Origin of the sequence: Cryobacterium sp. LW097, assembly GCF_002205495.2 — a bacterium.
Classification (GTDB): domain Bacteria; phylum Actinomycetota; class Actinomycetes; order Actinomycetales; family Microbacteriaceae; genus Cryobacterium; species Cryobacterium zongtaii.
In genome coordinates this window covers 2,790,407-2,810,164 of the sequence record NZ_CP021992.1, presented here as the reverse complement: position 1 = coordinate 2,810,164, position 19,758 = coordinate 2,790,407, and the positions used below count along the sequence as shown (strand labels likewise).

Sequence of the window (19,758 nt, the reverse complement as noted above, 5' to 3'; positions counted from 1 at the left end):
ATGAGCCCCTGGGGACCCGCGCGAGATGCTCGCGATGCTCGAAGAACAACAGCGGCGGGTGGCGGATTCACAGATTGCGCCCGTCGTCTGGCTGTACTTCATCTGGGGGGTCGCCTGGTTCGTTGGCTTCCTTGCCCTCTGGTCGGGCGATGTGGATGGCAACCCGTGGTTCACGATTCCCGCGGGCGTGGCCACGCCGCTGTTCATCGTGCTGCTGGTGATCTCGATCGTGTCCTCCGCCGTGATCGGCCTGCGCATCAACCGCGGCGTTCGCGGCATGTCCAGCTTCTCCGGCGCCGTCTACGGGCTGTCCTGGTCGGTCTGCGGCACCGCCTTCGGGCTGCTCGGCACCGCCCTGATCAGCCACGGCATGTCCACCGACCTCGCCAACCTGTTCTTCCCGTCCGGCTTCGCGCTGATGTGCGGCACCATTTATCTCGGTGGCGCCGCGCTCTGGCGGGACAAATCGAAGCTGGTCCTCGGTCTGGTCATGCTGGTCGTCGGTGCGGCGGCCCCCTTCGCCGGGTCGCCCGGCAACGACCTGGTCTTTGCGCTCGTCGGTGGTGGCGCCTTCCTCGTCACGGCCGCCGTCATGGCCGCGCGCCTGCGCCGGAACCGCTGATGGACGAACTCGACCCGGTGATCCACGCATCCGCCCGGCTGAAGATCACCGCCACCCTGGCGACCCTCGAGGTGGGCGACCAGATCGCCTTTCCCCGGCTGCAGGAGCTGCTCGGTATGACCGCCGGCAACCTGTCCACCCACCTGCGGAAGCTCGAGGACGCGGGCTATGTTGACGTCGTCAAGTCCCACCAGGGCCGCAGCCCGGTCACCTACCTGGCCCTGTCGCGCACCGGCCGGCGCGCGTTCGAAGACTACCGAGAAGCCCTGCGCGGGCTGTTAGGGGAATCCTCATGAGCGTTCTCGCCCGGCTCGATCACGTGACGCGGCGTTTCGGCGACGTGCTCGCCGTCGACGACGTGAGCCTGGACATCCACTCGGGCAGCATCCTGGGCCTGCTCGGGCCCAACGGCGCCGGCAAATCCACCGTGCTCACCATGCTGCAGGGGCTGCGAAGGCCCAGCAGCGGCACGGTGTCGTTGTTCGGTGGGTCGCCGGGCGACTACCGGATGCGCCAGAAGCTCGGTGGCACCCCGCAGGAGACCGCGCTGCCGCCCACGCTGCGGGTGGGTGAGGTGATCGACTTCGTGGGCCGGCACTTCGAGACCCCGCTGTCCACCGCGGCCGTGGCCGAGGAGTTCGGGTTGGCGGAGCTGCTGAAACGGCAGACCGGCGCCCTGTCCGGCGGCCAGAAGCGCCGGCTCAGTGTGGCCCTCGCGTTTGTGGGGCAGCCGCGCCTGGTGCTGCTGGACGAACCGACCACGGGCCTGGACGTGGATGCCCGCCGCACCCTGTGGGACGCCGTGCGACGCCAGCACGAGCGCGGCGCCACCGTGGTGGTGACCAGCCACTACCTCGAGGAGATCGAGGCGCTCGCCGAACGGGTGGTGGTGATGGGGCACGGCCGGGTGATCGCCGACGACACCGTGACCGCCGTGATCAACCAGGTCTCGCTGCGTCAGGTGCGCCTGGTCACCGACCAGCCAGACCGGGTCAACGGGCTGCCCGGAGTGGTGGGCCACGAGCAGGCCGACGACGGCGCGACCACCTTCTACGCGAGCGACAGCGACCGGCTGATCGTGGAACTCGTGCGCTCCGGCATTCCGTTCTCCGGCCTCACCGTTCGTGGCGCCACCCTCGAAGAGGCGTTCCTCACCCTCACCGGGGCGACGGATGCCCCCACCGCCCAGAAGGAGATGAACCGATGAGCACCCACATCCCCGCTCCGGTCGGCGCCACTCCCGGCACGCCCGGCCGCACCCCGGTTCTGGGCGGCCGTACGGGCATCCTTGCCCTCACGCTGCTGCACGCCCGCATCATCCTCGTCGAGACGTTCCGCATCCCGGCCGCCCTGATCGGGTCACTCGTGTTTCCCGGGCTGTCGCTGCTGTTCTTCGTGGTGCCGCAACGCGCCATCGCCGACAACCCGGAGTTCGCCACCCAGGCGGTGATCGCGCTGAGCGTGTTCGCCTTGATGTCGAACTCGCTCTTCAGCTTCGGCCTGAACATCTCGGCCAACCGGGAGCAGCCGTGGGACCCGTACCTGCGCACCTTGCCGGTACCGGGCGTCTCCCGCGTGCTCGGGCAGATCTGCTCGACCGGGCTGATGGGCCTTGCGTCGATCCTGCCGGTGATCGCGATCGGCGCTCTGTTCACCGCGGCGGAGGCATCCATACTGGGCGTTCTCGCGGGGATCGTGGCGCTGGGCATCTCGGCGCTGCCGTTCATGTTCATCGGCATCTCGATCGGCTACTCGATGTCGTCCAAGGCCGCGATCGCCGTGGTGCAGATCGTGATGTTCGGCCTGGCGTTCGCGGGTGGGTTGTTTCTGCCGCCGTACCTCTTCGCGGACTGGCTCGACACCCTGTCGATGTTCCTGCCGTCGCGGCAGGCCCGGGAGTTCGTGATCTGGGCCGTGCAGGGCGGCGAGCTGGAGCCGTGGGTGTGGATCGGCATCCTGGTCTGGACCGCGGGCACCTTCGCCCTGGCCCTGCTGCTCTTCCGCCGCGACGAAGGCCGCCGCTACCACTGAGTCGCAACAGTCAGCCCCGGAGAGCGCGCTGATTACGCTCTCGGCGTGCGTGACGTGCGCGGGCGGTGGCGGTTCCCTAGGCTCAGTGGATGACGAATTCCGTACCCACCATCACCCTGAACGACGGCCACACCATCCCGCAGCTCGGCTTCGGGGTCTTCAAGGTCGATCCGACCGAGACCACCCGCATCGTCACCGACGCCCTCGAGGTGGGCTACCGGCACATCGACACCGCCGCCGTCTACGGCAACGAGGAGGGTGTCGGGCAGGCGCTGGCGTCGTCAGGTATCGACCGCTCGGAACTGTTCGTGACCACGAAGCTGTGGAACGACAAGCAGGGCACCCAGTCGGCGCTGGATGCGTTCGATGAGAGCCTGGAGAAGCTCGGCCTGGACTACGTCGACCTGTACCTCATCCACTGGCCGGCACCGGCGAACGACAAGTTCGTGGAGAGCTGGAAGACGCTCGCGAAGATCCGCGAGTCCGGCCGGGCCCGCTCCATCGGCGTCTCGAACTTCCTCGTGCCGCACCTGGAGCGACTGATCACCGAGACCGACGTCGTGCCGGCGGTCAACCAGATCGAGCTGCACCCCGCCTACCAGCAGACCGAGATCACGGCGTTCGCCCGCGAGCACGGCATCCACATCGAGGCCTGGGGCCCGCTCGGCCAGGGCAAGTACCCGTTGCTCGATGAGGGCGTGGTCACTACCGCGGCCGAGGCGCACGGCAAGACGCCCGCCCAGGTGATCATCCGCTGGCACCTGCAGACCGGCAACATCGTCTTCCCCAAGTCCAACCGCCGCGAGCGGATGGCAGAGAACTTCGACGTCTTCGACTTCGAACTCAGCCACACCGAGCTCGCCACCATCTCGGCGCTCGAGCGCGGCGGCCGCGTCAGCGCGCACCCCAACGAGGTCAACTAGCCTCACCGGGCTCCGCTGACGTGCCGCAAACGGCCCCTTATGCTCGTCGGAGGCGGCCGTTTGCGGCATCTCAGCGGATGACCCTGCGCCCACTTGCGAGAAAGTGCCCCTGTGCAGCGTCCGAAGGGACACTTTGCGGCAACTCGGCACGCACGCGTTGCTTCGCGGGCGGCGGATGCGCACCGGCTCGCGTCTTACGCCGTGTGTCAGCGCGGCTGGCGGCATCCGGCGGCGGCATTTAGCGTCGGAACATGTCGTACACCCTGAACGTCGTCGCCGTTTCCGGCAGCCTGCACGCTCCCTCGAAGACCACCGCCCTGGTGCGGGCGATCCTCGACGCGCTCGAACGCGAGCTCTCGATCCACGTGCACCTGATCGAGCTGAGCCGGGTCGGCCGCGAGTTCAGCGGGGCGCTTCGCCGGGACGAGCTCTCCGCCGCGGCCGAGGACGACCTGCGACGCATCGAGGGCGCCGACCTGCTCATCGTGGCGTCGCCGGTGTACCGGGCCTCCTTCACCGGACTCTTCAAGCACGTCTTCGACTTCGTCGAGCAGTACTCGCTCGTGGACAAGCCGGTGCTGCTGGCCGCGACCGGTGGCAGCGACCGGCACGCGCTGATCCTCGAGCACCAGTTCCGGCCGTTGTTCAGCTTCTTCCAGGCGCTCACCCTGCCGTTGGGGGTGTACGCCAAGGACTCCGACTTCACCGACTACCGGGTGACCAACGCCGAGCTCAACGAGCGCATCGATCAGGCGATTCACCGCGGGCTGCCGCTGGTGCGGGCCAGCCTGCCGGCCAACCTCTCGGCTGATTCGGCCGCCATCGTCTGGTGACGCTCCGGGCGGCCGCGGAATAGACCCGCGCGCAAACGCCTTACATTGGGACGTGCACGGATGCGACCCATCCGGGAGAGAAGTGTCCTGTGTCCCTGATCGATTGGCTCTTTGACGCCCAGCTGCAGATCGGCAGCCAGACCATTCTCTGGCGCGAGATCATCGGCAACGTCTTCGGCATCGCCAGCGCCGTCGGCGGGATGCGCCGCAAGATCTGGGCCTGGCCGGTGGGCATCGTCGGCAACGCCCTGCTGTTCACGGTGTTCCTCGGCGCCGTCTTCGGCACACCCAACCCGGTGAACCTGCTCGGTCAAGCCGGCCGGCAGGTGATGTTCATCATCGTCTCGATCTACGGCTGGGTGCAGTGGTCGCGCAGCCGCTCGGTCGGCACCGTCGCCGTCGCCCCGCACTGGGCCGGCACCAGGGCGCGGGTGGGCCTGGGCATCGGCCTCGTCGCCGGCACGCTAGTGCTCACCCCGATCTTCCGGGCGCTGGGCTCGTTCGAACCAGTCTGGGCCGACGCCTGGATCTTCACCGGGTCGCTGCTGGCCACCTACGGCATGGCCCGCGGTTGGACGGAATTCTGGCTGATCTGGGTGGCCGTGGACATCGTCGGCGTGCCCCTGCTGATCAGCGCCGGTTACTACGCCTCCGCGATCCTTTACCTCTTTTATGGCGCATTCACCATCACCGGCTTCGTGATCTGGACCCGGGTGCAACGCCGCCGCGCGCTCGTGGAGCGGGCCCTGGCCTGATCCCACCCTGCAGCGCCCGCGAGAGCGGCCCTGTGGTTGCCTGGCTCGGCTGAGGTAGCCAGAACGTCGCTTTCGCGAGGTCGTCCATCCGCGAGAGCGGCCGTGTGGTTGCCTCGGCCGGGGCGAAGTGACCACATGGCCGCTTTCGCGAGGTCGTCCTTCGAGCGCATGCGGGTGCTCGGGCGCCGTGGGGACGGTCAGCCGGCGGTGCGGGGCGGGGCGGACGACCGGCGCCGGAGCTGCTTGGGCCGGCCGAGGGCCACCAGGCCCAGCACCGGCGCGATGAGCAGCTGCAGCGCCACGAGGGGACCGAACGAGGCGAACACCACGGTGAGCACTGCCGTCGCGGTGCCCAGGATCAACACGATCACCAAAAAGACGGTGCGTCCGGTGCGGGCGAAGGCGACGGATGCCAGCCCCAGCGGCACCAGCCGCAGCCACAGGTCCGCCTGGGACTGGGGCAGCGGCCCGCCGATGACCGAGATCGTGGCAGCCAGCGCGTACAGCGCCGTCCACACCCAGAACAGCCATGGACCGGCGGGCTGCACCGGCTGGTACGGCTCGTCGGCCGCCCAGCCCGGCGGCGTACCCGTGGCAGGTCCCCGGCCGGTCCCGGCCCACTCCCCGCCCGAGCCGAAACTCGAGCCGGAGCCCGCCCCTTCGCCGGTCGGCCGGGGTCCGGCGGATCCGGGGGAGCGGCGCATCCGCTCGGCCTCGACCTCACGCAGCACGGCCCGGGCCTGGGTGAACCTGTCGAACCGGGCGGCCGCCGCGGCCAACTCGGCGGGTGTTGCGGCGGTCAACAGGTCGGGATGCGAGCGCTGGGCCTGGTACCGGAACGCCCGCTCCACCTGCTCCAGCTCGGCATCGACCGCAACCTCGAGGAGTGCCGCCGCCTCGACGGGGGTCATCGTGCGTTCGGTCATGTCGCGCAGACGGTCACGGGACGGCGGCGGGTGCTCATAGGCCGATGGGCGGATGCCCGGTCAGCGGCGAGGCCGTTCGGGCGCGGGTACTGGTGGGTGACCGGTCGGAGCGCCGATCCGGCGGCGAAACGGGTCCTGGCCCCAGGACAGCCAGACGAAGGCGCCCAGGATCGGGAAGGCCAGGATGATCAGCACCCAGAGCGCGCATCCGGTGCCAGACATCGGGGTGCGAAAGAGCGAGCCGAAACCAGGAGAACGGCGACGGCGACCAGGGCAATCGTGCCAATGCCCAGCAGCAGCGCCCACAGATCAATCGTGCCCCTTCGTCGCATCCAGTCTCACAGCAGCCCTCCGACTCGGCAACCCTCTCCGCGTCCAGAAGTGCGGTGCCCGCCGGCGTTCGGATATCGCCGCGACCAGCCGGAACGGAGGTTGCCGGGTCACAATGGAGCCATGCCGAATCGCCTCGCCGACGCCATCAGCCCGTACCTGCGCTCGCACGCCGAGAACCCGGTCGACTGGCATCCGTGGGGTGCGGCCGCCTTCGCCGAGGCCCGCCGGCGCGACGTGCCGGTCCTGGTGTCGATCGGCTACGCCACCTGCCACTGGTGCCATGTGATGGCCCGCGAGAGCTTCAGCGATCCGGCGCTGGCCGCCTATCTCAACGAGCATTTCGTGAGCGTCAAGGTCGACCGGGAGGAGCATCCGGATGTCGATGCCAGCTACCTCGCCGCGGCCGGCGCGTTCACCCAGAACCTCGGCTGGCCGCTGAATGTGTTCGTCACCCCGGCCGGCCGGCCCTTCTTCGCCGGCACCTATTCGCCGCCCACGCCGATGCCGGGGCATCCGGCGTTCCGTGAGGTGCTCAACGCCGTCACGGATGCCTGGACCAACCGCCGGGACGCCGTCGAAGACAGTGCAGCGGGCCTGGCCGAGGCGCTCGCCCAGGCGGCGCCCGCGGCGGTGGGGGAGATGCCGGACCAGGCCAGACTCGCCGACACCGTCGCCCGGCTGGCCACGGCGGAGGATCCCGTCTACGGCGGTTTCGGCGGTGCTCCCAAGTTTCCCGCCGCGCCGACCCTGGGCCTGCTGCTCGACCGGGCCGACGGCCGGGAGCTGGCGCTGCGCACCCTCAAGCGGATGGGTGCGTCGCCGCTCCGGGACCCCGTCGAGGGCGGTTTCTTCCGCTACGCCGTCAACCGCGATTGGAGCGACCCGCACTACGAACGGATGCTTTACGACAACGCGCAACTTCTCGAGCTGTACACCCGGGCGTGGATGCTCACCGGTGAACGCTGGGCCCGCATCGTGGCCGAGGGCCTCGTCGGGTTTCTCGGCGCGGTGCTTCAGCTACCCGATGGCGGTTTCGCCAGCGCCCAGGACTCGGAGAGCACCGTCGACGGGGTGCGGGTGGAGGGCGGCTACTACGCCCTCGACGAAGACGCCCGCCGCGGCCAGGCCCCGCCGGCCCTGGACGCCAAGGTGCTCACCGGCTGGAACGGCCTGGCGATCGGCGCCCTCGCACTGGCCGGGCATGCGTTCGCCGACGATGCCGCGCTGCACCTGGCCCGACGTGCGGCCGACAGGCTGCTCCAGGCGCACCGCCGCGCCGATGGCGCCCTGGTGCGGGCCTCCATCGACGGTCGCCTCTCGGCCGCGGTCGCGACACTGGAGGACTACGGCATGTTCGCCGGCGGCCTCCTCGAGCTCGCCACCGCCACCGGAGAGGTACGGTACGCGGTCGTGGCCGGGGAACTCATCGACCGGACCATGCCCGGCGACGGTTCGACGGCCGGCCGTGAACCCGGAATGACCTTCGCCGCCCCGGAGGGCGCCGATCCGGTGCTCACGGCGCAGGGACTCGACCTCGCCACCGACCCCTCCGAGGGCGCCTACCCATCCGGACTCACGGCCATCGCCAGCGCGGCCTGGCGGCTGCACCTGCTCACCGGCGCCGGCCGCTATCGCGACGCGGCCACGGCCGGGATGGTGCGGCTGGTCGGATCCGGCGACATCAACCCGCTCGCGTTCGGCGCCGCCCTCCGGCTTGTCAACGGGCTCACCACGCCGGTGGAGCAACTCGTCGTCGTCACCCCTGACGGAGCCTCGGAACGGCCCGTCACCGCCACGGCCGGTTCGGCTCTGCTGGACGCGGCCCGGCGTCGCACCGGGGTCGTCGCCGTGGTCACCGAACGGCAGGGCGCCGCCTTCGCCGCCGCCGGTTTCGAGCTGTTCGCCGACCGCACCACCCGCGACGGCCTGCCCACCGCATACCTCTGCCACGACTTCGTCTGCCGCCTGCCCAGCACGGATGCCGCCGCGCTCGGCTGACCCGCCCCATCCGCCGCCCCCGCCCCATGCAACTGGTGCCCGTGCGGACAACTGCGCCCGGCGCACCGGGCACAGTTGTCCGGAACGGGAACAGTTGCCGGCCGGGCGAGCACACCGACGAGACCAGGCAGGCCGGTGCCACCCTGGCCACCGCTTCCCGGATGATCACCCACGACGCGTTCGATCGCCGGCACCACGGCCTGACCACGCTGCCGCCGTCCGCGCCGGTCACGCCCCGGCCGCCCCGGCAACGTACACTAGAGCAACGTCACTATTCCCAGCGGGCCCCTTGCCCGGCCTGGACCGGTGCGTGGATGCCCGGGAGACCCGGGCGCATACTCCGGGGCCTGGCGCATCGATGCCCGCCCTGAGCAGATCGCCCGTCGCTTTTCCCGCACAACCGCTTGGCACCCCGCAGTCAGCCCTGCATCCGTTACCGCTCCACGTATTTTTCTCCAAGGAGGACCATGGCACGCTTTGACCGCACCGATTCCACCCGACACTCTCACATCGCTGCCGGAACTGGCTTCTCTGAGGCCCCGGCGAACCCGGTCGATGAACCGGCTCCGGACACCGCGTCCATTCCCCTCCTCTCGCTGAGCAGCGAACCCGAGCTGGTGCTGCGCACCCTCGACGACCGCACCCGCCGTTTCGACCGCGAAGACGTTGTCGTGCGAAAGGGCGAGATCGCGCTGATCAACGGGCACTTCACTCCGCACGAATCCAGGGTCAGCGACCTGCTCGCCCTGGCCGACGCCCTCGACACCGCCGGCATCGACTACCTGCTGGTGCGCGGCGACCACGACCGTCCGGTCATCGCCGTGAACCGCAAGCGTCGCAAGAAGATCAGCCGCGTCCTGGCCGAGGCCTTCGCGAACACGCCCTTCTACCTCAAGCCCCTCGACGGCGACCTCGCCCGCCCGGCTCTCGCCGCCGACGGCGCCCTCGCCGCCCTGGGCACCTCCGACGTCTTCAGGGTCTACCAGCCGCGCATCGAACCCATCGGCCGGCTCCGCTACGGTGCCGAGACCGCGTTCCAGCTCGAGCTGTGGCGGTTCGGCGAAGACGAGATTGTCGCTCCCGTCGAGAATGCCCTCATGCGCCGCCGGCTGCCCCGGTCCGAGGCCCGAGAGACCACCGTCGAGCTCTTCGGCCGCACCTGGCGCACCCTGCAGAACATGTTCGACGACCTCGTCAGCGACATCAGCTTCGACATCGACCTGGTCTTCTCCTGGGTTGACGGGTCCTCCAGCGACTTCCAGAAGGCCCGCGCCCTGCGCATGAACGGTTACGTCGCCGGCGCCGGCGACGATTCGGATGCCCGTTTCCGGCAGATCGATGAACTCAAGTACGCGTTGCGGAGTGTCTACATGTTCGCGCCGTGGGTGCGCCGCATCTTCATCGCCACCGACTCGCCCGCTCCCGAATGGCTGGTGGACCACCCGCGGGTGACCATCATGAACAGCGAGGACTTCTTCCCCGACGTCTCCGTTCTGCCCACCCACAACTCGCACGCCGTGGAGAGCCAGCTGCACCACATCCCGGGTATCGCCGAGCACTTCATCTACTCGAACGACGACATGTTCTTCGGCCGTCCGGTGGGACCTGAGCTGTTCTACTCACCCGGCGGAATCACCAAGTTCGTCGAGGCGGCGACCCGGATCGGCCTGGGCGACAACGACCCCAGCCGCAGCGGGTTCGAAAACGCCGCGCGGGTGAACCGGGCGCTGCTGCGCGAAAGGTTCGGCAAGGTCACCACCCGGCACCTCGAGCACACCCCGGCACCGCTGCGCAAGAGCGTCATGGCCGAGCTCGAGGCCGAATTCCCCGAGGACTTCCGACGCACCATGGCCAGCCGGTTCCGCTCGGCCACCGACATCTCGGTCACCAACTCGCTGTACCACTACTACGCGCTGGCCACCGGCCGGGCCGTGGAGCAGACCCAGGTTCGGTCGCTGTACGTCGAAACGACGCTCAAGCTGGCGCTGCGCCAGATGAACAAGCTGCTCAAGCGCCGCGACCAGGACATGTTCTGCCTCAACGACGGCAGCTTTCCCGAGATCAGCGACGAGGTGCGCACCGAGGCCGTCACCGACTTCCTCGAGCGCTACTTCCCGATCGTGGCCCCGTGGGAACGCGAAAGCGTCATCGCGGCCAGCCAGCACGGCGAGGACACCCTCATCGAGAGTGCCCTGGGCCTGGGAAACGGCGACGTCAGCGCAGAACCTGGATCGGCCTGGTCATTGGCGGCTCCCGGTATGCGGGCAGACTCCCCGCAGGCATGATCTCGATGCCGAAGGCGGCCAGGCGGCGGGCGCTTTCGGCGGCGTCGATGTAGTCCAGCGGCTCGAAGTCGCCCAGCGGCACCACCGAGTGCAGCACGGTGTCGGCGTAGACGTGCACGAGGTTGAACGCTCGCGCGCCGTCGCGGCCACGGGTGCCGCCGACGGGAACGTTGAGGTCCTGGGTGTAGCAGGTGGCCGACGCCACCGACACCGGGATGCCGGCGAACGTGGCGGTGGACGAGTAGTGCAGGTGCCCGGCCAGGATGCTGCGCACATCCGTGCCGCGCAGCACGTGAGCGAGGCTGGCCTGATCGCGCAGCTCCACCGCCACCGACAGGTCGAGCATGCTCGGCACCGGCGGGTGGTGCATGGCCAGGATGGTGCCGTCCGGCGCGGGGACGCTCAACTGCAGGCTGAGCCACTCGAGCTGATTCTCGGTGATCTCGCCGTAGTGGCTGCCGGGCACCGAGGTGTCCAGGGTGATGATGCGCAGCCCGCCGATGAAGTCGACGTGGTCGATCGGCGCCTGACTGGGTTCCTCACCGAGGAGCTCGGTACGGAAGTTCGCCCGATTGTCGTGGTTCCCCATCACCCAGATGACCCTGGCGCCGAGGCGCTCCGCGGCGGGTTCGACGATGCCGCGCAGCTGCGCGTAGGCGTGCGGCTCACCCTTGTCGGCGAGGTCACCGGTGATGATGATCGCATCGGGTCTGCCGCCGGATGCCTCGACATCCGCGACCAACCGCTGCACGTGTGCGGCACTGTCCACGCTGCCGTAGAGACGATTGCCGTCTGCGAGCAGGTGCGTGTCGCTGAGGTGGAGAAGGAAATAATCCGGCCTGGGGTATTCGGCCGTTCGAACGCTCACGGAGCTTCCATTCGTTTGGTACTTAGGCACTTTACGGGGATTACGCTGCGGATGCTACAAGACCAGTCGATCAGAGAATCATGAACATAGCGTGTCCAACACGCGAAAAGACGGGACCCTGAGGATAAATCCTCAGGGTCCCGTCTCGTGACCTGTCTCAGGGATGCGTGAGCCCGGGCTCCGTGACCGGCAGCACCGCTACGGCGCCCTCGTCGTGCTCATACGGTTCGATGGTGTCGTGGTCCGCGGCCGCCGCCCGGCGCCGCTCCGACTCGAAGTCGCCCTCCAGGCCCGGGTACCCACCGCGGTCGAGTGAGCGATCCGCGCCGCGCGTGGACCGTTCCCGCCTTGTCTGCCTACCGAACATATTTCGACGATACGCCGCAGAATCACCATGTCAAGAGGCAACCTGAGCGTGTCTCAGCACCTGACGCACATGGGTTGTGCACCAGGCTTTCACGGTTCACCCATGCTGCCGTGGGAAGGTAGAGAGTGCCCTCGATCTCCCGCCTCACCCCCACCCGTTACATCGGCGCGGCGTTGCTCTGCGTCGTCGCGTTTGTGGCGTTGTACCTCTTTTTCGTGCGGGATGTCGCCGGGCAGGCCATCGATCAGCTGGCCTTCAACGGGGCCGAGGACGGCTCAACGGGCACCACGGTCACCCGGCAGCTGCTCGACCTGATCCCCTCGGTGATGGTCGCCATCGGAGCAATCGTGAGCCTGATCATCGCGACAGTGCGACGCGCCTGGTTCCCGCTCGTGGTCGCCGTGAGCGCCGCGATGGTGGCCGTCGTGACCACTCAGCTGCTCAAGAACGTGATCCTCACCCGCCCGGAGCTCGGTGTGGACGGCTACGTCCCCAACTCATTCCCCTCCGGGCATACAACGGTGGCGGCGGCCTCCGCGTTGGTGGTGTTCCTCGTCGCCAGCGCGCACACGCGGTGGCTGGCCGGCACCATCGGGGCGGCATTCGCGGTCGCGGCCGGGGTATCCACGCTGGTGAGCCTGTGGCACCGGCCCAGCGACGTGATCGCGGCGCTGCTCGTCGTGGCGTTCTGGGGCTGCGTCGCCGGGGCCGTGCTCACCCGGTCCGGCGGCCGACAGCGCACCGCACGCACCCCCACCCCGGCCAGGGTGGGCCTGAAGCTGCAGACCGGGATCGCGGTGCTCGCCGGCATCGTCACCGCGGTGGCCGCGGGTATCGGCGCCACCGGGGCGTTCGGCATCTCGGATGCGCCGGTGGCCTATCTCGGCGCGGTCACCGCGATCGTCGCGGTCGGTTTTGTGCTGGCCATCACCGCCACCCGCCTCTTCGACCGCCTGCCGTAGCGGTCGCGGGCGGGAGCCCGCGGCCGGGAGCCCATCTGCCGCCGCATCCGCCGCGCGCCTCGCCGTGCAGGGGGATGTGCCTACGGCGCGGTGCGTGTAACACTGGGGCATGGCCGTCACGCTGAGAGCGCTCCAGACCGTTGTTCCGCCCACCGTCCTTGTGCAGGAGCAGGTCAGGGACATCTTCGCCGCCCAACCTGGCCTCAGCCGGCTGGCGCAGCGGTTGGTGACCGCATCCTTCAACCTGTCGGGGATCGACACCCGGCATACCGTGATCGAGGAACTCACCCTCGACTCGCAGGCGCCCGAGCCGCAGTTCTTCGACGCCACCACCCAGCGGCTGCTCGTGCCCGGCACCTGGGTGCGCAACGAGCTGTACATCGAGCAGGCCACGAAGCTGTTCGTGGAGGCCGGCCGGCGTGCGCTGGCCGCCTGCCCGGGGCTGGACGCCGGTGACATCACCCACGTCGTGACGGTCTCCTGCACGGGCTTCTACGCGCCGGGCCCTGACTACATGCTGGTGCGCGAGTTGGGCCTGGCGCCGTCCACCCAGCGCTACCACCTCGGATTCATGGGTTGCTACGCGGCCATGCCGGCGCTACGCACCGCGAAGCAGTTCGTGCTGGCCGATCCGTCCGCCGTGGTGCTCGTGGTCAGCGCCGAGCTGTGCTCGCTGCACCTGCGCACCTCCAACGACCCCGACACCATCGTGGCGTCGTCGCTGTTCTCGGATGGCGCGGCCGCCGGCATCGTGAGCAGCCGTGCGCCGGTCGCCGGCGAGACCGCCCTCAACCTGGACCACTTCGAGACCGTGATCACGCCCGTCGGCGAGGGCGACATGGCCTGGAAGATCGGCGACGAGGGCTTCGAGATGGTTTTGAGCTCGTACGTGCCGCACATCATCGACGAACACATCGAGTCGGCCCTGGCGCCGCTGTTCGGCCGGGACGAGTCGCTGACCCTGGCGCTGGCGGCGGGCGTGGTGGCCGAGGCCGACGCCGTGACCGTGCAGGCACAGGAGCAGCAATCGCAGTCGGTGGACGGCGGGGCGAGTCCCGGCCAGGTGCTCACGGCCGCGACCCCTGGTTCGGCTCTGAGCACCGCCATCGCGCACTGGGCGATCCACCCCGGCGGGCGCAGCATCCTCGATAAGACCGAGGCCAAACTCGGCCTCACCGAGGCGCAGCTGGTGCCGTCGCGGGAAACCCTGCGCACCAACGGCAACATGTCCAGCGCCACCATCCTCTTCGTCATGAAGGAGATCCTCGAGGGCGCGGCCACCGCCGACGGGGACCGGGTCTGCGCGATGGCGTTCGGGCCGGGTCTGACCGTGGAGTCAGGCCTGATGACAGTGCAGCGCGGCTGACCCGTGCTCCCGAGGCTCCGCGAACGGGCGGTCGACGCCGTCGAGATCATGGACGATCCGCACTGCGACGCCGAGACGCTGCGGCGCACCTACGCGAACTTCCGGTACGTCAACGCCGTCGTCTCCGGGCTTCGGCACACCTACCGCCGCGACATCCGACCGCGCCTGTCGGCCGGCACCGAGACCAGCCTGCTCGACATCGGCTCCGGCGGCGGCGATGTGGCCCGGTCGCTGGCCCGCTGGGCCGTGCGCGACGGGCTGCGCCTGAGCGTGACCGCGATCGACCCGGATGCCCGCGCGCACGCCTACGCGGCCGGCCGGCCGCCGTTGCCCGGGCTGGAGTTTCGCCGGGCGCTCAGCAGCGACCTCGTGGCCGCGGGGGAGCGGTTCGACATCGTGCTCTCCAACCACGTGCTGCACCACCTCAATGGCGTCGAGCTCGGCGCGTTGCTCGTGGACTCGGAACGGCTCGGCCGCGGCCTGGTCCTGCACGGCGACATCGAGCGCTCCCCGCTGGCCTACCTCGGCTTCGGGCTGGGCACGTGGCCGTTCTTTCGCCGCTCCTACATTCGCGCCGACGGCCTCACCTCGATCCGGCGCAGCTTCACCTGGCGCGAGCTGGCGGCCGTGGCGCCGCCGGGCTGGAGCGTGCACCGGGAGGTGCCGTACCGGCTGATGCTGCGTTGGCAGGCCCCCGCGGTGACCGAACCGCGGCGGGCCGTTTCGACTCATTCGGCCGCACCGGCAGCTGGAAGTCGGGCGCATGCGTGACGTGATCGTGGTCGGCGGCGGCCCGGTGGGCATCCTGCTGGCCTGTCTGCTGGCCGAGCGCGGCGTGGACGTGGAGGTGCTCGAACGGCGTACCGAGCCGTCGATGCTCGCGCGGGCCATCGGCATCCACCCGCCGTCGATGCGGGTCCTGCGCCAGGCCGGCGTGGCCGAGGAGGTGCTGGCCCGGGCAGTTCGCATCGAGACCGGCAGCGTGCAGAGCGGCGGCCGCACGCTGGGGCGGCTGTCGTTCGCGCAGACGACGGGGCGGTTCCCGTTTGTCGTGGCGCTGCCGCAGTACGAAACCGAAGCTGTGCTGCGGGCGCGATTCCGACAGCTTCGGCCGGACGGTCTGCGCTCCGGCGTGGCTGTGGGCATGCTGCACGATCGCGGCTACCACGTGGACCTGATCGCCGAGCCGGGTGCCGACGGGTCCGGGGATACCGGCGACAACGGGCTCGAGATCGTGGGGACGGCGCGGTACGTCGTGGTGGCCGACGGCGCCCGCGGACAGCTGCGCGATGCCGTCGGCATCGCCTCCCGGCCGCTCGGCGGCGGGGACACCTACCTGATGGCCGACTATCCGGACACCGGCGAACACGGCAGCGAGGCCGTTTTGTTCTTCGAACGAGGCGGCGTCGTCGAGTCGTTCCCGCTGCCGGGCGGCCGGCGCCGCTGGGTGGCGCTGACGCCGACCCTGATGGAGGATGCCTCGCTCGAGGACCTGACGGCCCTGGTCCTCGGTCGCACCGGGGTGCTGCTGCCGGCCTCCGACGCCGTGCCGAGCTCGTTCTCGGTGCGGCAGCGGCTGGCCGCCACGATGGTGCAGGGCCGGGTGCTGCTGGTGGGGGATGCGGCGCACGAGATCAGCCCGATCGGCGGGCAGGGTATGAACCTGGGGTGGCTCGACGCGGTGGCGTTGGCGCCTGCGCTCACGCACGCGCTCGCGCAGCCGATCGAGGCCCGGGTGACGCTCGCCGGCTACGACCGCCGCCGGCGGCGCAGCGCCCGCATTGCCGCCAGGCAGGCCGGCTTCAACATGGCGATGGGCCGTCCGGCAGGCGGACTGCGGCTGCGGCTGCGCAACGTGATCGTGCGGGTCCTGGCGGCACCGCCGTTGAACGGCCTGCTCACGCGGGCGTTCACGATGCGCTGGCTCTAGCCGGCTTCCTGGTCCAAGGATCACGTCCACGTCGTTGGTCGAGCTTGTCGAGACCTGGTGACTCGGTCCCTGGGTCGCGCCCACGGGTTGGTTGCGTCGCGTAGGCCGGGCCCGGCGTGCAGTTGAATAGAGGGGTGACTGCACCTCTGATCGACCTGCTCCGCGCCGACCTCGCCGCCGCCAACTTCTCGGTGACCGCCCTGACCGGGCTGTGGGGCATCGAAGCGGATGCCGCCCTGCGCCGCAATCAGCGGGTGCCGGCCCTGCGGGCGCTCGCCAAGCTGCGCGCCACCCTCGCCGTGCCCGAACCCAACGTGGTGCTCGCCCAGATCTTCGTGCTCGGCCTACCCGTCCAACGGGCCGAGCTCGCGGCGGCCCTGCCGTCCCTCGGCGTGGACGGCGCCGAGCAGCTCGGCCTTGTCGCCGCCCGCCACGACGAGGCCGCAACGCAGCCCGGCCCCGTCGCCGACCGCGTCGCCCCGGCGGAGCCGGCACTCGGCCCGGCACAGGTGGCGCCGCTGGTGGACCTGCGGCCGTACAGCTTCGTGGACGCGCACGGCGCCGGCAGCTGGTGGATCACCTCGGACCTGGGCGAACTGGCGCTGGGGCATCCGCTCGGCGAAGACCACGTGCTCGGCGTCGGCGGTGCGTCACTCACCCTGAGTGCCCTGATGATCCCCACCGCGGTCGACAGCGCGCTGGACCTCGGCACCGGCTGCGGCATCCAGGCCCTGCACGCCGCCAGACACGCCACCCGGGTGGTGGCCACCGACATCTCCGAGCGAGCCCTCGAGCTCGCGGCGCTCAACGCCCGGCTGAACGGCGTCGAGAACATCGAGTTCCGGCTCGGCAGCCTGTTCGACCCCGTCGCGGGGGAGCGGTTCGACCACATCATCTCCAACCCGCCGTTCGTCATCACCCCACGGGTGGAGGGTGTGCCCAGCTACGAGTACCGCGACGGCGGCATGGTCGGCGACGCCCTCGTGGAGGCCGTGGTGCGTGGCGCCGCCGACCACCTCACCCCCGGCGGGGTGGCCCAGCTGCTCGGCAACTGGGAGTATCACGACGACGACGCCTTCAACAGGCTCACCGGCTGGCTGGCGAGCCCGGCGGAGACCGCGCTGGACGCCTGGATCATCGAGCGCGAGGTGCAGCCGCCCACGGGCTACGCCGAAACCTGGATCCGCGACGGCGGCACCCGCCCGGACACCCCCGACTTCGACCGGCTCTACGGCGCCTGGCTCGACGACTTCGAGGCCCGCGGGGTGCGTCAGGTGGGCTTCGGCTACATGCTGCTGCGCCGCCCGACGGATGGCCGCCGCCGGGCCGCCGCACCGACCCGCCCCCGCCTGCTCCGGCTAGAACGGCTGCCGGAGGCCCTGGGGCACAACCCGGCCGGCATCGGCCACCACCTTGCCGAGTGCCTGGCCGCGCACGACTGGCAAGCCGGGCTGGATGACGACGCGCTGTCCCGCAGCACGCTCACCGTGGCATCCGACGTCACCGAGGAACGGCACTTCTGGCCCGGCCAGGAGGATCCGACGCTGATGACCCTGCACCAGGGCGGCGGCTTCGGCCGATCGGTGCCGCTGGATACCGCCCAGGCCGCCCTGATCGGCGCCTGCGACGGCGAGCTTCCGGTGGGTGCGATCATCGACGCGATCGCCCAGCTGCTCGACGCCGACGAGGCCGCCTTGCGGGCCGAGCTGCTGCCCCGGGTGCGCGGCCTGCTCGACGACGGCTTCCTCGAGCCGCCCGCCGCCTAGCCACGGGCGCCCGCCGGACCCGCCCGCCCGACCCGCCAGCCCCACACCCAGCGGCGCTAACTGTTGCCGAGGCGGACATTTGCGCCCGGTGCGCCGGGACCATTTGTCCGGAACGGGAACAGTTGCTGCTGAGGGGCCCCACCCGGCGCGCCCCGACCGCGGCCGAACCGGGCGGCCACGGCCTGAGGTAGCGTGAGGGGTACCACTTCGAGGGGCCGAGAGGAGTGCGTCACCTGACGCGAACACAGCGATGCAACGTCGGACCTTCCTGATCAGCTCCCTTTCCGGGCTCTCCCTGCTCGCGCTCAGCGGATGCGTGCCGCCCAAGCCCACGCCGACGGGCTCGCCCACTCCCTCCGCCACGCCGGCGCCGTCCCTGGTGCCGCAGCCCCAGGACATGCTGCGCAGCTCCTGGTCCGACGACCCGTTCGCCCGCGGCTCCTACAGCTTCGCGGCGGTCTCCTCAACGCCTCAGCAGCGCGAGGACCTGGCCGAACCCATCCTCGACAGGCTCTTCCTCGCCGGGGAGGCGCTCTCAGACACCGCCCCTGGCACCGTGCAGGGCGCCCGCGGCTCCGGCCAGCGCGCCGCCAGGGCCCTGGCGGACGTCGCCGAACCCGGCGAGCGGGTGGCCGTGATCGGCGCCGGAGCTGCCGGCGTCGCCGCCGCCCGGCTGCTCACCGACGCCGGTTTCACCGTGCTCGTGATCGAGGCCCGCGACAGGCTCGGCGGCCGCATCCACACCGTCACCAGTGACTCCTGGCCGATGCCCGTTGAACTCGGCCCGTCGTTCATCGTCGCCGGCAGCACCAACTCCCTCGACGAGGAGTTCACCGGCCTCGAGGTCTCGCACGCGCCCTTCACCCCGACCCCGGAGGCGCGCACCCCGGCCGGCATCGTCACCCCGGTCTCTCCGGTCGGAGCCGACGCCGTCACCGCGGCGCTGGCCTGGGCCGCCGCGCAGGCCGAAGACACCTCCCTGGCCAAGGCCCTCGTCGCCAACGGCTCCGCCACACTGTCCATGGCGGATGGCGAAGCCGGGGTCTCCGACGCCGACTGGCTGGACTACCAGCTCGCCACCTCCACCACCCTGGAGTCCGGTGCCCCGGCCGAGGAGATGTCCGGCTGGTATGCCCCCACCCCGGCGACGACCGCCGCGGACGACATCCGCATCGTGATCGGCGGCTACGGCGCGCTGCTCGACGAAGACGCGACCGACCTGGACGTGCTCTTCTCCAGCGTGGTGACCCGGGTGGCGTACACCGATACCTCCGTCAGCCTGCGCCTGGGCACCGGCGAGTCCCTCACCGTGGACCGCGCGATCGTGACCGTGCCGCTGGGCGTGCTCAAGAGCGATGTCATCGAATTCGACCCGCCCCTGCCGTTCGCGCACCGAGGCGCGATCGCCGCGCTCGGGATGGGCGCTCTCGACAAGATCTGGCTGCGCTTCGAGGAGCCGTTCTGGGACACCGACGCCGCCCTGTGGACCACCGTCGGAGACGACACCCTCGACTTCAGGGTCTGGGTGAACATGATGCCGATCACCAACGAGCCGATCCTGGTGGGTTTTGTCAGCGGCGAGCGGGCGTTGGGGCTCGCGAAGTCCGACAACACGGAGTTCACCGACGCCGCGTTGCGCAGCCTGGAACCGTTCGCGGTCGTCGCCACGGCCACCCCGGCGCCCTGACCGGCCCTTCTGTTTGGGGCTCCGGGCGGAGTGATTCGCCGTCGGAACATTAACGAGCAAAGCTCAGAGTTCCGGTGTAAGCTCCACGAAACGTCTAGTCGGTGAA

Annotated in this window: 19 protein-coding genes; 16 read left to right on the top strand and 3 right to left on the bottom strand. The window is 70.2% G+C overall.

The window, feature by feature from the left end:
- The first annotated feature begins 34 nt into the window (after nt 1-34).
- The 7 genes from B7495_RS13125 to pnuC all read left to right on the top strand — a co-directional run bounded on the left by B7495_RS13125 (nt 35) and on the right by pnuC (nt 5,164).
- Nucleotides 35-622, top strand: a complete 588-nt coding sequence (locus B7495_RS13125) for a hypothetical protein (protein ID WP_151199578.1) — start codon at nt 35-37, stop codon at nt 620-622.
- Nucleotides 622-918, top strand: a complete 297-nt coding sequence (locus tag B7495_RS13120; RefSeq protein WP_088456968.1) for a transcriptional regulator — start codon at nt 622-624, stop codon at nt 916-918. Before B7495_RS13125 ends, B7495_RS13120 begins: the two co-directional genes overlap by 1 nt.
- Nucleotides 915-1,829: an ABC transporter ATP-binding protein gene (locus tag B7495_RS13115; protein WP_088456967.1), complete on the top strand. Its 915-nt coding sequence runs from the start codon at nt 915-917 to the stop codon at nt 1,827-1,829. Before B7495_RS13120 ends, B7495_RS13115 begins: the two co-directional genes overlap by 4 nt.
- Nucleotides 1,826-2,653 (top strand): ABC transporter permease, encoded by an 828-nt coding sequence (locus B7495_RS13110; protein ID WP_240632249.1) that lies wholly within the window; start codon nt 1,826-1,828, stop codon nt 2,651-2,653. The genes B7495_RS13115 and B7495_RS13110 overlap by 4 nt, the downstream gene beginning before the upstream one ends.
- 89 nt (nt 2,654-2,742) lie before the next feature.
- Nucleotides 2,743-3,576, top strand: a complete 834-nt coding sequence (locus B7495_RS13105; RefSeq protein WP_088456966.1) for an aldo/keto reductase — start codon at nt 2,743-2,745, stop codon at nt 3,574-3,576.
- A 251-nt stretch (nt 3,577-3,827) separates the two neighbouring features.
- Nucleotides 3,828-4,409 carry an FMN reductase gene (gene msuE, locus B7495_RS13100; protein ID WP_088456965.1) on the top strand — a complete coding sequence of 194 codons (582 nt, stop codon included), beginning with the start codon at nt 3,828-3,830 and terminating at the stop codon, nt 4,407-4,409.
- Between the two features lie 89 nt (nt 4,410-4,498).
- Nucleotides 4,499-5,164, top strand: coding sequence for a nicotinamide riboside transporter PnuC (gene pnuC, locus B7495_RS13095; RefSeq protein WP_088456964.1), 666 nt, complete (start codon nt 4,499-4,501; stop codon nt 5,162-5,164).
- Nucleotides 5,165-5,361: 197 nt separating this feature from the next.
- Here pnuC and B7495_RS13090 read toward each other — a convergent pair whose 3' ends face one another.
- The gene (locus tag B7495_RS13090) at nt 5,362-6,090 is read right to left on the bottom strand and encodes a hypothetical protein (protein ID WP_088456963.1); all 729 of its coding nucleotides are present in this window, start codon (nt 6,088-6,090) and stop codon (nt 5,362-5,364) included.
- A gap of 60 nt (nt 6,091-6,150) precedes the next feature.
- On the bottom strand, nt 6,151-6,312 hold the full coding sequence (locus B7495_RS13085) for a PLDc N-terminal domain-containing protein (RefSeq protein ID WP_088456962.1): 162 nt from the start codon (nt 6,310-6,312) through the stop codon (nt 6,151-6,153).
- Between the two features lie 231 nt (nt 6,313-6,543).
- On the opposite strand from B7495_RS13085, the gene B7495_RS13080 reads away from it, so the two are divergent.
- Nucleotides 6,544-8,421: a thioredoxin domain-containing protein gene (locus B7495_RS13080; RefSeq protein WP_088456961.1), complete on the top strand. Its 1,878-nt coding sequence runs from the start codon at nt 6,544-6,546 to the stop codon at nt 8,419-8,421.
- A gap of 467 nt (nt 8,422-8,888) precedes the next feature.
- A complete protein-coding gene (locus tag B7495_RS13075; protein WP_088456960.1) occupies nt 8,889-10,706 on the top strand; it encodes a stealth family protein in 1,818 nt (605 codons plus the stop codon).
- Here the strand turns inward: B7495_RS13075 and B7495_RS13070 are convergent.
- Nucleotides 10,636-11,574, bottom strand: coding sequence for a phosphodiesterase (locus B7495_RS13070; protein ID WP_088456959.1), 939 nt, complete (start codon nt 11,572-11,574; stop codon nt 10,636-10,638). The genes B7495_RS13075 and B7495_RS13070 overlap by 71 nt on opposite strands.
- Before the next feature lie 163 nt (nt 11,575-11,737).
- Between B7495_RS13070 and B7495_RS19145 the strand changes: the two genes are divergently transcribed.
- The 7 genes from B7495_RS19145 (at nt 11,738) to B7495_RS13035 (ending at nt 19,652) form a co-directional block, all read left to right on the top strand.
- Nucleotides 11,738-11,890 carry a hypothetical protein gene (locus tag B7495_RS19145; RefSeq protein ID WP_168195328.1) on the top strand — a complete coding sequence of 51 codons (153 nt, stop codon included), beginning with the start codon at nt 11,738-11,740 and terminating at the stop codon, nt 11,888-11,890.
- A 176-nt stretch (nt 11,891-12,066) separates the two neighbouring features.
- A complete protein-coding gene (locus tag B7495_RS13060; RefSeq protein ID WP_088456957.1) occupies nt 12,067-12,903 on the top strand; it encodes a phosphatase PAP2 family protein in 837 nt (278 codons plus the stop codon).
- 109 nt (nt 12,904-13,012) lie between these two features.
- Entirely contained in the window at nt 13,013-14,269 is a 1,257-nt protein-coding gene (locus B7495_RS13055) for a type III polyketide synthase (RefSeq protein ID WP_088456956.1), read from the top strand.
- Nucleotides 14,270-14,272: 3 nt separating this feature from the next.
- A complete protein-coding gene (locus B7495_RS13050; protein WP_240632248.1) occupies nt 14,273-15,040 on the top strand; it encodes a class I SAM-dependent methyltransferase in 768 nt (255 codons plus the stop codon).
- Nucleotides 15,033-16,199 (top strand): NAD(P)/FAD-dependent oxidoreductase, encoded by a 1,167-nt coding sequence (locus tag B7495_RS13045; protein WP_088456955.1) that lies wholly within the window; start codon nt 15,033-15,035, stop codon nt 16,197-16,199. The genes B7495_RS13050 and B7495_RS13045 overlap by 8 nt, the downstream gene beginning before the upstream one ends.
- Before the next feature lie 134 nt (nt 16,200-16,333).
- The gene (locus tag B7495_RS13040) at nt 16,334-17,965 is read left to right on the top strand and encodes a methyltransferase (protein WP_240632247.1); all 1,632 of its coding nucleotides are present in this window, start codon (nt 16,334-16,336) and stop codon (nt 17,963-17,965) included.
- 250 nt (nt 17,966-18,215) lie between these two features.
- A complete protein-coding gene (locus tag B7495_RS13035) occupies nt 18,216-19,652 on the top strand; it encodes an NAD(P)/FAD-dependent oxidoreductase (RefSeq protein WP_088456954.1) in 1,437 nt (478 codons plus the stop codon).
- Nucleotides 19,653-19,758 lie beyond the last annotated feature (106 nt).